Origin of the sequence: Methylococcus capsulatus, assembly GCF_036864975.1 — a bacterium.
GTDB lineage: Bacteria > Pseudomonadota > Gammaproteobacteria > Methylococcales > Methylococcaceae > Methylococcus.
Genome location: NZ_CP104311.1, coordinates 1294119 through 1308417, shown reverse-complemented (window position 1 = coordinate 1308417; position 14299 = coordinate 1294119). Strand labels below are relative to the sequence as shown.

The following is a 14299-nucleotide window of genomic DNA, read 5'->3' as shown; positions in this document are numbered from 1 at the left end:
CCCTCCTTTGAGGAACCTTTCCCGCCACAGCCAGTCTGATCAGATACGCCCCCGTCCTCCCCCGTTCGGCGCGAAGCGTCCGGTACGCCGCAGCAAAAGTACCTCCCATCCACCTCGCATTGCCGGCGCCCTGGGTCCGGAAGCGCGACCGATCCGCACAGGTCCAGTACTCTATGTCACATGGTTTGATGCATCTTTCCTTTTGGCCGCTGTTGTTCGCGACCTTGGCTTTGACACATGTCACCATCGTCAGCGTCACCATCTTCCTGCACCGTCACCAAGCCCACCGGGCACTGTCTCTGCATCCCCTGGCCAGCCATTTTTTCCGGTTCTGGCTCTGGCTGACCACGGCGACGGTGACCAAGGAATGGGTGTCCATCCATCGCAAGCATCACGCGCGCTGCGAGACCCCGGATGACCCGCATAGCCCCCAAGTCCTCGGCATATTTGCCGTCCTGCTGCGGGGTTGGATGCTGTATCGCAAGGAAGCGAGGAACACCGCGACCCTGGCCCAGTTCGGCAACGGCACGCCGGACGACTGGCTGGAACGCAAGCTGTACAGCCGCTTTCCCGACCTGGGAATAGCGCTGATGCTGGCCTTGGATCTGCTCCTGTTCGGCGTCACGGGCTTGGCGGTGTGGGCAGTGCAGATGCTATGGATCCCGTTCTGGGCGGCCGGCGTCGTCAACGGTCTCGGCCATTACTTGGGCTACCGCAATTTCGAAACCCCCGATGCGTCCACCAATCTGTGGCCCACTGGCCTCATCATCGGCGGCGAGGAGTTGCACAACAACCACCATGCCTACCCAGCGTCGGCAAAGTTTTCGACCCAGCGATGGGAAATCGATATCGGCTGGCTGTATATCCGGCTGATGACCCTCTTGAAGCTGGCCAAGATCAGAAATATGCCCCCCAAGACCATCATCCGTAAGGCAGAACCGTCCGTCGACATAGACACCGTCAAAGCCGTGTTGCGCAACCGCGCACACATCCTGAGCCTGTACGGCCGCTGCGTCATCGTCCCCGTATTGCGGTCGGAGCAGGCGAAATCGCCGAGAGCCGATCGACGCCTACTCCGGCGAACGCGTCCCTTGCTGCTGCGCGAATACATCAAGGTGGACCCGGCCGCCTGGCAGAATTTCAGCCGGATGCTGGAAAATAGCCAAACTTTGGCGACGATCTTCCAGTTCAAGCAGCAGCTCAAGGCCGTATGGACCGATTCGTTCGCGAGCCACGAGGAGCGCCTGGAACGCCTGCGCGCCTGGTGCCTCCAGGCGAAACAAAGCGACCTTCCCTGGTTGCAGCATTTCGCCGACACCTTGAGCGGTTACCGCCTGCAACCTGCCCATTGACTCCATCCACGAGAAAAGCCGGGGGGGCACCGCCACCTTAAATGTCATCTGAAAGTCGCCTCCCGCAGCACGTCGAACTCGTCGAAAGCGAAGCGCAGGCTGAGGGAGAGGTTGAGCACAGCGGCCAGGCTCATACTGGCAAAGATGCAGAGCATGATGGCGATCTGGTATTTCACCGCCACCCAGGGTTCACTGCCGCCGAGAATCTGGCCAGTCATCATGCCCGGCAGGGACACCAGTCCGAGGGTCGCCATGCTGGCTAAGGTCGGGTTGACGGATGCCTTGAGCGCCTCGCGGAAATACGGCCGCACCGCTTCGCGGCGGGTCGCACCCAGCAGCAGATAGGTGAGGTATTCGTTCTCATTTTTCCGGATCGCGGAATAGAACCGTTCCAGGCCGATCACATTGCCCTGCAGACAGTTGCCCAGGATCATGCCGGCCAGCGGCACCAGATAACGCGCGTCGTAGATCGGCTCCGGCTGGATCACCAAAAGCAGGAGATAAGCCACCGAGAACGCCGTTCCGGCCGCGATGGCCGCAAGCGTCGAAAGGAAAAAGTGCCCGATGCGGAGACCGGCCCGGCGGAGAATGGTGAAATCGGCCGCTACGAGCATGACCATGATCCACAGGACGTTGAGAGCTGGCGCATTGATCGCGAACAGGTATTTGAGATAGATGCCGACCAGTGCCAGTTGCACGCTCATCCGGACGATGCTCAGCCATAGTTCGCGCGAGAGGCGCAACCCCGCGGCCCGCAGCAGCAGCCAGGGCAATACGGCGATGCCATAGAGCAGCATCATTCTCGTTTGGGATATGTCGACGGTGTCCATCATCCCGCTGCGGCCAAACGGCCGTCCTCCAGTTCGAACACGGTATCGCAATGGGCGATCCAGTCCGGATCGTGCGCCACCGACAGTACGGTGAGGGCCGGATCGGTGAAAAAATCCTGTACCGCCCGCTTACTTTCCGGGTCCAGCGCGGAAGTCACCTCGTCCAGCAGATAGAGCCGCTTGCCGAGGAGCTGGGCGCGGGCCACGGCGATGCGCTGCTTCTCGCCGCCGGAAACCCGGCTGCAGTGCTGGTCCAAGATCGATGGCGCGAGACCGAGCCGGACCAGGGTCTCGGCCAGCCTGCCGTCGGAAGGCGCCTTGCCGCGATGGGCCTTGAACCCAAACGGCAGCAGCAGCGCCTCCCGCACCGTGTCCGCGCCCAACACAGGTTCCTGGCCGATATAGGCGGCGCAAGCGCGAATCGCGCCGATGGTGTCCCGGTCGAGAGTCCTACCTGCGAAGCGGACCTCACCCTGCGCCACTGGGTAGACCCCCAGCAGGGTCTTGAGCACCGAGCTCTTGCCCGAGCCCGATTTGCCCTTGAACACCGCCTTCTCGCCTTCGCGGATGTCGAAGCTCAGTGCGCGGAGAATCGTGCGCCCTTCCACAGCCACCGACACGCGGTCGAACCGGACCAGTCCGGTCATCGGCGCACCTCTGCCAGCCTTTGTTCAAAAACCATCGATACTCCCGTTATTTTCGGCTTCGCCGGACGGATGCCGGGGACCGCCCGAAGATCGCGGCCGCAGGCGGCAATCGCGGCGGGATTATAACGTTCGACCAGCGCAAGAACCCGAAAGCCCTCAACACTTCGGCAGGACGTCTCGCGGCAAAGGGGGACGGCTGGTATCCTCAGTCGCCACCGTCCTCAGGAGATCCGTTCATGAAACAGTCGGCACAGCGCATTCTGCATTACTTTCTGATCGGCGTGCTGGGCGTCCTGCCCATCGTCATCGTCCTGCAGGTCGTGATCTACGTGGAAAACCTGCTGAGAGACTTCGTGGTGAGTTTTTTTAGCAGTTACCGGAACCTGTTCATCCCCAGTGTCATGTTCACCGTAGCCGTGCTGTTCCTCACCTATTTCGGCTACCTGCTGCAGCACGGCAAGGCCCACCTGCTCTATTTCGTGGAAAAACTGGTCATCCGCATCCCGCTCCTAGGCACCCTTTACCGGGTGACTCAGAAACTGGTGAACATCTTCCGCGGCGATGGATCGACCAAGCTGCGGGAAGTCGTCTACATCGAATATCCGAAGGAGGGTCTGTGGGTCCCGGCCTTCGTGACCAACCGGATCGGGGACCAGTACGTGATCTACGTACCGACCTCTCCCAACCCCACCTCCGGCTTCACCGTGATTCTCCACGAATCGAAGATCAGGCGATCCCGCATGACGATCGAGGAAGCCTCGAGCTTCGTGATCAGCCTGGGGGTGGACATGCCCAGGCCGGACGAGGCGGCCGAACTCCGGTAGGCCGGGCATCTTTTTCCTCTCCTCCACGATTGACATTGTCGCTCAAACCTCGTAGAAAGCATTTCCCATGTTTCCAGTAAGGTTTAACCGTCATCGACAACAATAAGACCGGCGAGTGAGCCATAGCAGGGCTGGCGCGTCGGATCCAAAGGCTGACTCAGGCTTCGAGGAGGACGCATGGCTACGACCGCACGCCCGGACACGTTCTACGAAGTGATGCGCCGCCAAGGGGTGACCCGGCGCAGTTTTCTCAAGTTCTGCGGCTTGACCGCATCGGCCCTCGCACTGGGGCCGGAATTCATCGGCACAATCGCCCACGCCATGGAGACCAAGCCGCGCACGCCGGTGCTATGGCTGCATGGCCTGGAATGCACCTGCTGTTCCGAGTCCTTCATCCGCTCCGCCCACCCGCTGGCCAAGGACGTGGTGCTGTCCATGCTCTCGCTGGACTATGACGACACCCTCATGGCGGCCGCCGGCTTCCAGGCGGAAGCCATGCTGGAAGACACCATGCAGAAGTACAAGGGCCGCTACATCCTGGCCGTGGAGGGTAACCCTCCGCTGAACGAGGACGGCATGTTCTGCATCGTCGGCGGCAAACCCTTCGTCGAGCGGCTGCGCTATGCCGCCAAGGACGCTGCCGCCATTATTGCTTGGGGTTCCTGCGCATCCAACGGCTGCGTGCAAGCGGCCCGCCCCAATCCGACCCAGGCCACACCGATCCATAAGGTCATCACCGACAAGCCCATCATCAAGGTGCCCGGCTGCCCGCCCATCGCCGAGGTCATGACGGGCGTCGTGACCTATATGCTGGCCTTCGACAAGATTCCCGAACTCGATGCCCAGGGCCGGCCCAAGATGTTCTACGGCCAGCGCATCCATGACAAATGCTACCGCCGCTCCCACTTCGACGCCGGCCAGTTCGTCGAGCACTGGGACGACGAAGCCGCGCGCAAGGGCCACTGTTTGTACAAGGTCGGCTGCAAGGGACCCACAACCTACAACGCCTGCTCGACGGTGCGGTGGAACAACGGCGTCTCTTTCCCGATCCAGTCCGGCCACGGCTGCATCGGCTGCTCCGAGGAGAATTTCTGGGACAAGGGCTCGTTCTACGACCGCGTCACCGGGCTCAACGTGTTCGGCGTCGAAGCCAATGCCGACAAGGTCGGACTGGTCGCCGCCGGCGCTGTGGGCGCCGGCATCGCCGCGCATGCGGCCATCTCGATCGCCAAGAAGAAAGACCACGAGAAAGAAACTCAAGAATAAGCCTCGGGGAGCACCATGACCGCCATTCAAACACCCAACGGTTTCACCCTCAACGACGCCGGCAAGCGGATCGTGGTCGATCCGGTCACCCGCATCGAGGGCCATATGCGCTGCGAAGTGAATGTGGACGACGACAACATCATCCGCAACGCGGTCTCCAGCGGCACCATGTGGCGCGGCCTGGAGGTCATCCTGAAGGGCCGCGACCCGCGCGATGCCTGGGCCTTCACCGAAAGGATCTGCGGTGTCTGCACCGGCACCCACGCCCTGACTTCGGTGCGGGCGGTGGAGGACGCGCTGGGGATCGACATTCCGGAGAACGCCAACTCCATCCGCAACATCATGCAGCTCACCCTGCAGGCCCATGACCATCTCGTGCATTTCTACCATCTGCACGCGCTGGACTGGGTGGACGTGGTCAGCGCGCTCAATGCCAATCCGAAAGCCACCTCCGAACTGGCGCAGAGTATTTCGCCCTGGCCCAAGTCGTCACCGGGCTATTTCCACGACATCGCCAGCCGGCTGAAGAAGTTTGTCGAGAGCGGCCAGCTTGGCCCGTTCGGCAACGGCTATTGGGGCAACCCGGCCTACCGTTTGCCGCCGGAAGCCAATCTGATGGCAGTGGCGCATTACCTGGAGGCGCTGGATTTCCAGAAGGAAATTGTCAAGATCCACACGGTCTACGGCGGCAAGAACCCGCATCCGAACTGGCTGGTCGGCGGCGTGACCTGCGCCATCAACGTCGACGGCGTCGGCGCTGTGGGCGCGGTCAACATGGAACGCCTCAATCTGGTGTCCTCCATCATCGACCAGACCATCGAGTTCATCGAACAGGTCTACCTGCCCGACCTCCAGGCGATCGCCAGCTTCTACAAGGACTGGCTGTATGGCGGGGGTCTGTCGGCCACCAATGTGCTGTCCTATGGCGACATTCCGGAAAAAGCCAACGACCGCTCGGTGAACAACCTACTGCTGCCGCACGGCGCCATCATCAACGGCAACCTGAAGGAAATCCACGAGGTCGACCTGAAGGACCCGGAGCAAATCCAGGAGTTCGTCACCCATTCCTGGTACAAGTACGACGACGAGGACCGCGGACTGCATCCTTTCGACGGCGTCACCCAGCCGAACTTCGCGCTCGGACGCAACACCAAGGGGACCCGCACCCACATCGAGAACCTCGACGAAAGCGCCAAGTACTCGTGGATCAAGGCGCCGCGCTGGCGCGGACACGCCATGGAGGTCGGCCCGCTGGCCCGCTACGTCGTCGGCTACGCCAAGGGCATCCCGGAAATCAAAGAGCCGGTGGACAAGCTGCTCACCGATCTCGGCCTGCCGCTGACCGCGCTGTTCTCTACGCTGGGCCGCACCGCCGCCCGCGGCCTGGAAGCCCAGTATTGCGCGCATCTGATGCGGCATTTCCAGGACAAACTGATGAACAACATCAAGGCAGGCGATCTGGCCACTGCCAACACGGCTCGGTGGGAACCGGACAGGTGGCCCAAGGAAGCCATGGGCGCGGGCACAACGGAAGCGCCGCGCGGAGCGCTGGGGCACTGGATCAAGATCAAGGACGGCAAGATCGACAACTACCAGTGCATCGTGCCCACCACCTGGAACGGCTCGCCACGCGACCCCAAGGGCAACATCGGTGCGTTCGAGGCATCCCTGATAAACACCAAGGTGGAAAATCCGGACCAACCCCTGGAAATCCTGCGCACTCTGCACAGCTTCGATCCCTGCCTGGCCTGCTCGACCCATGTCATGGACAAGGACGGGCGGGAAGTCACGCGAGTCAAGGTGCGCTGATCGCGTTAGAAAACCCGAACAAATTCAAGGAGATAACCATGCGTCCTATTTATTGGTTCGGAACGGCGAGTCTGTTGGCGCTGAGCCCCGTCGCGCTCGCCCATACCGGCGCGCATCCCGTCGAGGGCTTCGTGTCCGGCTTCATCCATCCCTTTCTCGGCACCGACCATCTCCTGGCCATGATCGCCGTGGGGCTGTGGGCGGTCACCGTTGCGCCGCGGCGGGTGTGGCTGCTGCCCCTGGCGTTCATGGCGGTCATGGGGCTGGGCGGATGGCTGGGCGCAGCCGGCACTCCGCTGGCTCACACCGAGACCGGCGTCGCCGCCTCGGTCGTACTGCTCGGACTGCTAGTGGCGGGCAAGGTCCGCCTATCGCAGTTCACCGCCTTGAGCCTGGTCGGCCTGTTCGCACTGTTCCACGGCTATGCACACGGGGCCGAGATCGGCCTGGATGCCAAACGATGGACTTATGCCGTAGGCTTCATCACCGCCACCGGCCTGCTGCACCTGACCGGCGTCATCCTGGGCGTGTGGCTGCTGGCAAAGCCGGCTTGGTACCGCAGCTGCGGCGCGGCGATGGGCGCCATGGGGCTGGCGCTGCTGACGCAAACATTGTGAGGTCTGCGGCCATGGCGAGCGTCGATAGTTTTAGCGAACCGGTCTACGTCTACGAGAAGCCGGTACGGCTGTGGCACTGGGTTAACGCCCTCGCCATCGTCGTGCTGGTGGTCACGGGCTTCCTGATAGCCTGGCCGCCGGTGGTGACTTCCGGCGAGGCCAGCGACCACTACTTGATGGGTTACATCCGCTTCGCTCACTTCTCCGCCGGTTATGTGCTGGCCGTCGGCCTGATCGGCCGCGCCTACTGGGCGCTGGTGGGCAACCGGTATGCCCGCGAGCTGTTCGCGCCGCGCATCCACGACGTCCACTGGTGGCAGGCGCTGCTGCACGAGGTCCGCTGGTACCTGTTTCTGGTCGAAGAGCCCCGCAAGCACGCGGGCCACAACCCGCTTGCCGGGCTGGCCATGTTCCTGTTCTATGTGCTCGGGAGCCTCTTCATGATCGCGACCGGCTTCGCCCTATATGGCGAGGGGCTGGGCACGGGAAGTTGGGCCGCCAATGCCTTCGGCTGGGTGCTGCCCGCCCTGGGCGGTAGCCAGCAGGTCCACAGCCTGCATCATCTGGGCATGTGGTACCTGGTGATCTTCACGCTCGTCCACGTCTACGTGGCGGTGAGGGAACAGCACTTGTCGCGCCAGTCCGTCACCACCACCATGATCGACGGCTGGCGGGTATGGAAGGACGAGCGTCCGTGATCCGATGCTTCCCCGCGTCCTGATCTTAGGCATCGGCAATCTGCTATGGGCGGACGAGGGCTTTGGCGTGCGCGTCGCCCAGGCATTGCAGCGGGATTACGTTTTCCCTGAGAACGTCACCGTGATGGACGGCGGCACCCAAGGGCTGGCGCTGATCCCTTACGTCCAGGAAAGCGAGGTACTCATCGTCGCCGACGCGGTGGATTTCGGCCAGGCACCGGCATCGCTGCTAGAAGCCCGGGACGAGGACGTGCCCGCCTACCTGCATTCAGGCAAGACCAGCCTGCACCAGGTCAGCTTCCAAGAGGTGCTGGCCTTGTGCAAGCTGATGGGGCAAGGGCCTGAGCGACTTTACCTGGTGGGCGTGCAGCCGGTCGACATGGAGGACTTTGGCGGCAGCCTGACGCCGCCCGTCAAGGCGCAACTCGAACCCGCCATCGCCAGGATACTCGCCTTCTGCGCAGAACTCGGCCTGCCCGGCTGGCGCCGGCCCGCTGGGGACTGCACGGCCGATGCCCTGGAGATGACGCAGTACGAACGCCAGCGACCTTCGGCCGAAGCCGCTTGCCGCATCGGCGATGTCCGCTTTCTACCAGGCGATCCACGCAAGACGACCCACCCCGCCCGGGACTCCGACATCTCCAAGGATCTTCCATGCAAGACGATTTTGCTTTCATAGCGACCGGAAACACACCGCTCATCCGCCCGCCTGATGACCCCGAATGCGCCTATCCACCCATGCCGGAAGCCATGGCGACCTTCACGCCGCCACTTTTGCACGCGCTGAGCCGGGAGGAAACCGGCGGCGGACGCGCCGTGCTGCGGACAGTGATCGAGCGGCTCGGCGGCGCCCCGGGCCGCGTCAATCTCGCTGCCCGCGATCCTGCGAGCAGGCGCTTTGTCGACGAAGTGCTCGGCGAAGGCGAGGTGCTGATAAATATCGCCGGGCCGCGTGATCGGCTGGTGATCCGGGAATCGGTGTTCGCAGGAGTCTGGCGCATACAGCATTACGTCGACGGTCGGTTGCGGCGGGACGACGTCGAAACCGGGCCTGCGCCGGAGGCAGTGTACGAATGGGCCGAGCGTCTGACCGCCGATGAGCCGCCGCAGTGTCCTCAAGTCTTTCCGGAAGGTTTGATGAATGCCCCGGCGTTGCTGACGGAGATCTTCGACCATTCGGCAGACTGTTCGGCCGATCGTCCTCATGTCATCAACCTGTCGCTGCTGCCGCTGACACCGGAAGATTCAAAATTCCTGATCGACACGCTGGGAACCGCAGGCCTTTCCATTCTGTCCCGGGGCTACGGCGATTGCCGCGTGAGCCTGACCCGCTTGCCAAAGGTGTGGTGGGTGCAGTATTTCAACTCCCCCGGCCAACTGATCCTCAATACGCTGGAAATCACCGCGCTGCCTGCCATCGTGCCGGCCGCGCCGGAAGACCTCGAGAACTCGCGGGAACGGATCGCTGAAGCCCTAGCGCAGTTGACATGAGCCCAGGCTCGGCGGCTTGCATCCGTCGAAACCTTGACCCCCGTCAAAGAAGGAGCCAGAGAGTCTCTATATATTGTCAACGCTGGCTTAATACAGCGTCACCAAAACAATATGAGGAGTAACCATGAACGACGCCAAAGAAGAGAAAGATTATTTCTGGTTTTACATCGCGGGTCTGGTCATCGCAGTCGTCGTGACGCTCGCCATGGTCAAGAGCAGTGAACACGGCAAATACGTCACTGCCGCCAAAGCCATTGAGGAAGACGCAGCCAACTCCGCCTACAAACACGCTCCTTGATCCAAGTCCTCCGACGCGCATCTTCCGCGTCGGAATGTGTACCTTCGCGTGGAGCGCCTTGCGACAAGCACGAGCCGTAATCGACAGGGATGTCGCCTACTACCTACCACATCGGCTGCTCCACAGCCCCGAGCCGGCTATTCCGTCAAGGTGGGTTTCTGGTACCCCCCGTGCAGCGATGGCACGGCATATCGCTGTAAAGTCTCATCCAGTTTCAGCGCAGTAAGCTCGCCGCCCCACAGGCAGCCCGTGTCCAGACAGTAACAGTCCCTACCGGCGAAATAGCCGAGCGTGGACCAGTGCCCGAACACGATCGTAGCTCCCGGCGGCGTTCGGCCCGGAACTTCGAACCAGGGAACCAGGGAAGCCGGTTGCCGCCCCGGCGCCCCCTTTTGCCTGAAATCTAGCCGGCCACTCCGGTCGCAATAGCGCATGCGGGTCAAGGCATTGGTGATGAAACGGAGCCGGTCCCATCCGGCCAGATCCTCAGACCAGAGGTCGGGCTGGTCGCCGTACATCTGCCGGCAAAATCCGGCGATGTCCCCGCCCGCGAGGACCGTCTCGACCTCGCCGGCCCGGGCCAAAGCCGTTTCCGCACTCCAGCAAGGGGGGATACCGGCGTGGACCAGGCAATAGCCGCCCTCCCGGTGCACCAGCGGGCGGGTACGCAGCCACTCCAGCAACTCGTCCCGATCGTCGGCTTCCAACACATCGCCGAAGGTGTCCTTGTGCTTCACCCGGGAGACCTCACAGGCCACCGCCAAGAGGTGCAGGTCATGGTTGCCGAGCACCGTGACCGCCGCGGCTCCCAGCGAGCGGATAAACCGGAGGGTTTCCAGCGACTGGGGCCCGCGATTGACCAGATCACCCGTAAACAGCAGGCGGTCCGCGGCCGGATCGAAGCGGATCAGATCCAGCAGACGCATCAGCTCTACATAGCAGCCTTGGACGTCGCCGATGGCATAGACGGCCACCTCAGCCGGAACCTCGCCTACAGATCGAAGTGACACTTGCCTTACCGCTATGCGACGGCATCCGATGAACCCTCCAAGCATGAATCCTGGAAATACCCGATAACCAGGGCCGGCTATTCTAGTACGTCTGCGCTGCGTTGGCGTCATTAAGATGGCATCTTTGTGCCCTGGTCAAAAAGACGGATATATAATCGGTCACTTCTCAATACGAATCGCCGGATGCATGACGCCCACCCGCAGGCGATTTTCTCCCCACCAATCCGATGAACGAACCGAGGCATCGATAAGTGCGTATTCACATCCTAGGTATCTGCGGCACCTTCATGGGCGGACTCGCCATCATGGCCCGCCAACTCGGCCACACCGTCACGGGATCGGACCAGAACGTCTATCCGCCCATGAGCACTCTGCTGGAGCAGCAGGGCATCGACCTCTGCAACGGCTACAGCCCGGACAATCTCCATCCCCTCCCCGACCTCGTCATCATCGGCAATGCGCTCTCCCGCGGTAACCCGGAGGTCGAGGCCGTGCTGAACATGGGGCTGGCCTACACTTCAGGCGCACAGTGGCTCTACAACTATGTGCTCAAGGGGCGCTGGGTGCTGGCGGTCGCGGGCACCCATGGCAAGACAACCACTACCAGCATGCTGGCCTGGATACTCGAACACGACGGGCAAAAGCCGGGCTTCCTGATCGGCGGCGTGCCGCTCAATTTCGGCGTTTCCGCCCGCATCGGCGAAGGCCGGTTTGTCGTGGTGGAAGCAGACGAATACGATACCGCGTTCTTCGACAAGCGCTCCAAGTTCGTCCATTACCGCCCGCGCACCACGATCTTGAACAACCTCGAATACGACCACGCCGACATCTTCCCCGACCTCGCTGCGATCCAGCGGCAGTTCCATCACCTGGTACGCAGTGTGCCGGGCAATGGCCTACTGGTGGTTCCGGAGCGGGACGAAAACCTGGCCGAAGTGCTCAGGATGGGATGCTGGACACCGGTTGAGAAAACTGCCCTGGGACCCGACACCGCCGCCGACTGGCAGGCATACCCGCTGGCCGAAGACGGGAGCCGGTTCGACGTGGTGTTCCGCGAAAAACGGCTAGGCACAATCCATTGGCAGCTCTCCGGCCGCCACAACATGCTAAACGCGCTGTCCGCCATCGCCGCGGCCCACCATGCCGGCATCGAACCGGTGGCGGCCATTTCCGCCTTGAGCCGGTTCCAGAGCGTCAAACGCCGCCTCGAGGTGCGCGCCGAGATCCGCGGCATCACCCTTTACGACGATTTCGCCCATCATCCCACGGCGATTGCGACCACACTCGAAGGATTGCGCTCGCGGGTCGATGGCGCACGCGTCATTGCGGTCGTGGAACCGCGCTCCAACACCATGCGGATGGGCGTACATGCCGACACGCTCGCAGCATCCCTGGCGCCCGCCGACCTCGCCGTCCTTTACCAGTCTCCCGACCTTGGATGGGATGTCGCGAAAATTGCTGGTGCCTCCAACCGGATCATCACTTGCGACAGCATCGGCGCCATCGTGGAACGCTTGCGGCAAGAATGCCGGGCGGGCGATCACGTGGTCTTCATGAGCAATGGAAGTTTCGGCGGTATCCACGAGAAGACCGAGGCCGCGCTGCGGGAAGACTGACGCACGGTGCTCTTGCCCGACGCCTCTGCTACGCCTAAAGTCGGGGACAACATCGGCGAGGAGCGATCCAATGGTTCGATACATCGCATTCTGGGTCCTAGTGGCCTGCGTCGTCCCCGCATGGACCACCCTGCCCGAAACCCTGCGCCTTTCCGGCGAAACCGGCCTGGTCGGGTTCAGCGTCGGCGGTCGGGCGATAGCGTTTTCGTCCATCGGCGAACAGGCTCAAGTGTGGCTGCGCAAGCCCCCTGAAGGCTCCGCACCGGAAACCTCGCCGCTCAGGCTCAAGGTCGTCCACCTGCTGCGAGACGCCATTCCGATGGAAATCTCGACCCGGCTCCCGGCTCGAACTCGACGTCTGGCTGCCCGAATGGCGCCCCTAGCTGGGGGAGACGGTGACCCTGCAGATCAGCCGCCCACCGCCCCTCCCGGGCAACACGCTGACGATCGAAAGCAACACGCTTGAGACCCGGCCGGGCAACCGTGCAACCGACTCCGAACTAGCGCTGAGCATCCTGCTGTCAGCCATGCATCAAGGGCTGCTCGGCCTGTCCGACATGGGAATCACGGGCTATGACTCCAACGCGTATCGGCTCAACTGGTATACGGACCGGAGCGGCCCTCTGCTGCCCGAGCCTTGGGTCATCTCGGTTCCGCTGTTTGCCTACCGGCTGCTCATGCTGGCCTGGGCCCTATGACTGGCCTACGCGCTGATCGAATGGCTGCGCTGGGGGTGGGGATGCTTTGCCACCGGAGGACTCTGACGGCAGAGCCCCAAAAGAGAAACCGCCGCCGAACCACGGCGTACCGCTGATGCTACAGGCTCGAATGAGCCATGGCAGGTTTGAATGAGGCTATTGAAAAGGCTTTACGCCCTCGAAAATGAACTCGCGTAGAACCGTGACCATCCTCTCGCAGGCTTCCGAACCCAGGCTGTCCGGAAGCACGAGCGTACCGGCCTTGTCCAACAATTGCTGAAGTTCGTCCTCCCCGTGAACGACGCTGATGCCGGAACGGGTCATCAGCCACTTCGCCGTAAATTCCTGATGATCGTTGCGATGCTCCCCCAGATCGGCGCGCCGCGGCATGACGATCAGGGGCTTGCCGTGCTCGGCCGCACTGATGACGGTTCCCATGCCGGCATGCGCGACAATCACTCTCGCCCGCTTCAAGAGCTCCAAGTACTCGTCCGCACTCAGCACCTCGGCCCATTGCATCGCTGCCGGCCGCCAGGCGGTACGGCCAATCTGCCCGAAGACTTCCGTCTGAGGATTCCTTGCGGCCCAAGCGTCGACGGAGCGGGACAGCCGATCGAACGGTACCTGGGAACCCACCGTCAGAAAAATCAAAGGACCGCTCCGATGTAATGCGGCCCTTCGGGGCGCGCGAGGTGTGCCCATTGGGTCAGCCACAAATCCGCATAGCGGCGCACGAGGCGACCGGACAGCGACATTCTGCCCACGTTGGCGATACTGTCGACCCAGACGGTACGCGCACCCAGCAGCCTGCCGAAACGCAAAGCGAAATAGCCTGGCGCGGCACCGGTCGAGATCACGACATCGGGCCGCTCGCGGAGAATGATCCAGAACAATTCGCAGATCAGCAGCGTCCCCCGCAGCCAATCCTTCTTGTTGGCATCCGTTACCAGATAAAACCGCGCGCCCGGCGGGATACTTTTCCGATAATCCGAAAAATGGGTCGCTACGAACGCCATGTCGCCCCCGAGGAGGGCATCCCGGAGCCGCATCAACTGCATCCAGTGCCCGCCGCCGGACGCAACCGCAAGGATACGCGGCCGCTTGCTTCGGTTATCCATCGATTGGCTGTTGCTCCTTCGATAA

16 protein-coding genes are annotated in these 14299 nt (G+C 62.4%); 11 read left to right on the top strand and 5 right to left on the bottom strand.

Features of this window, described 5'->3' with window-relative positions; genetic code table 11:
- Nucleotides 1–188: 188 nt before the first annotated feature.
- Nucleotides 189–1352, top strand: coding sequence for a DesA family fatty acid desaturase (locus N4J17_RS06400; protein WP_277458404.1), 1164 nt, complete (start codon nt 189–191; stop codon nt 1350–1352).
- 44 nt (nt 1353–1396) lie between these two features.
- Here the strand turns inward: N4J17_RS06400 and N4J17_RS06395 are convergent, their stop codons facing one another.
- Together N4J17_RS06395 and N4J17_RS06390 are read right to left on the bottom strand one after the other, a co-directional pair.
- Nucleotides 1397–2182, bottom strand: coding sequence for an ABC transporter permease (locus tag N4J17_RS06395; protein WP_198323203.1), 786 nt, complete (start codon nt 2180–2182; stop codon nt 1397–1399).
- On the bottom strand, nt 2182–2829 hold the full coding sequence (locus tag N4J17_RS06390) for an ABC transporter ATP-binding protein (protein ID WP_198323204.1): 648 nt from the start codon (nt 2827–2829) through the stop codon (nt 2182–2184). Before N4J17_RS06390 ends, N4J17_RS06395 begins: the two co-directional genes overlap by 1 nt.
- Nucleotides 2830–3065: 236 nt before the next feature.
- Between N4J17_RS06390 and N4J17_RS06385 the strand changes: the two genes are divergently transcribed.
- The 8 genes from N4J17_RS06385 to N4J17_RS06350 all read left to right on the top strand — a co-directional run bounded on the left by N4J17_RS06385 (nt 3066) and on the right by N4J17_RS06350 (nt 9832).
- The gene (locus N4J17_RS06385; protein WP_198323205.1) at nt 3066–3653 is read left to right on the top strand and encodes a DUF502 domain-containing protein; all 588 of its coding nucleotides are present in this window, start codon (nt 3066–3068) and stop codon (nt 3651–3653) included.
- A 177-nt stretch (nt 3654–3830) separates the two neighbouring features.
- Nucleotides 3831–4919, top strand: coding sequence for a hydrogenase small subunit (locus N4J17_RS06380; protein ID WP_198323206.1), 1089 nt, complete (start codon nt 3831–3833; stop codon nt 4917–4919).
- A gap of 15 nt (nt 4920–4934) precedes the next feature.
- A complete protein-coding gene (locus N4J17_RS06375) occupies nt 4935–6728 on the top strand; it encodes a nickel-dependent hydrogenase large subunit (RefSeq protein WP_198323207.1) in 1794 nt (597 codons plus the stop codon).
- A 38-nt stretch (nt 6729–6766) separates the two neighbouring features.
- Entirely contained in the window at nt 6767–7345 is a 579-nt protein-coding gene (locus N4J17_RS06370; RefSeq protein ID WP_198323208.1) for a HupE/UreJ family protein, read from the top strand.
- Nucleotides 7346–7356: 11 nt separating this feature from the next.
- Nucleotides 7357–8043, top strand: a complete 687-nt coding sequence (gene cybH / locus N4J17_RS06365) for a Ni/Fe-hydrogenase, b-type cytochrome subunit (protein ID WP_198323209.1) — start codon at nt 7357–7359, stop codon at nt 8041–8043.
- 4 nt (nt 8044–8047) lie between these two features.
- Nucleotides 8048–8722: a HyaD/HybD family hydrogenase maturation endopeptidase gene (locus N4J17_RS06360; RefSeq protein WP_232470508.1), complete on the top strand. Its 675-nt coding sequence runs from the start codon at nt 8048–8050 to the stop codon at nt 8720–8722.
- The gene (locus tag N4J17_RS06355; protein WP_198323210.1) at nt 8698–9534 is read left to right on the top strand and encodes a hydrogenase expression/formation protein; all 837 of its coding nucleotides are present in this window, start codon (nt 8698–8700) and stop codon (nt 9532–9534) included. The genes N4J17_RS06360 and N4J17_RS06355 overlap by 25 nt, the downstream gene beginning before the upstream one ends.
- Before the next feature lie 124 nt (nt 9535–9658).
- Nucleotides 9659–9832, top strand: a complete 174-nt coding sequence (locus N4J17_RS06350) for a hypothetical protein (RefSeq protein ID WP_198323211.1) — start codon at nt 9659–9661, stop codon at nt 9830–9832.
- Between the two features lie 137 nt (nt 9833–9969).
- Here the strand turns inward: N4J17_RS06350 and N4J17_RS06345 are convergent, their stop codons facing one another.
- Nucleotides 9970–10806 carry a symmetrical bis(5'-nucleosyl)-tetraphosphatase gene (locus N4J17_RS06345; RefSeq protein ID WP_198323243.1) on the bottom strand — a complete coding sequence of 279 codons (837 nt, stop codon included), beginning with the start codon at nt 10804–10806 and terminating at the stop codon, nt 9970–9972.
- Between the two features lie 287 nt (nt 10807–11093).
- Here N4J17_RS06345 and mpl point away from each other — a divergent pair, with 287 nt between their 5' ends.
- Complete coding sequence (mpl, locus tag N4J17_RS06340) at nt 11094–12458, top strand: UDP-N-acetylmuramate:L-alanyl-gamma-D-glutamyl-meso-diaminopimelate ligase (RefSeq protein ID WP_198323212.1); 1365 nt, start codon at nt 11094–11096, stop codon at nt 12456–12458.
- A gap of 395 nt (nt 12459–12853) precedes the next feature.
- Nucleotides 12854–13156, top strand: a complete 303-nt coding sequence (locus N4J17_RS06335; RefSeq protein ID WP_277458405.1) for a hypothetical protein — start codon at nt 12854–12856, stop codon at nt 13154–13156.
- Nucleotides 13157–13312: 156 nt separating this feature from the next.
- On the opposite strand, the gene N4J17_RS06330 is transcribed toward N4J17_RS06335, so the two are convergent.
- Together N4J17_RS06330 and N4J17_RS06325 are read right to left on the bottom strand one after the other, a co-directional pair.
- Nucleotides 13313–13807: a glycosyltransferase gene (locus N4J17_RS06330; protein ID WP_198323213.1), complete on the bottom strand. Its 495-nt coding sequence runs from the start codon at nt 13805–13807 to the stop codon at nt 13313–13315.
- Nucleotides 13804–14274: a UDP-N-acetylglucosamine--LPS N-acetylglucosamine transferase gene (locus N4J17_RS06325; RefSeq protein WP_198323214.1), complete on the bottom strand. Its 471-nt coding sequence runs from the start codon at nt 14272–14274 to the stop codon at nt 13804–13806. Before N4J17_RS06325 ends, N4J17_RS06330 begins: the two co-directional genes overlap by 4 nt.
- Nucleotides 14275–14299 lie beyond the last annotated feature (25 nt).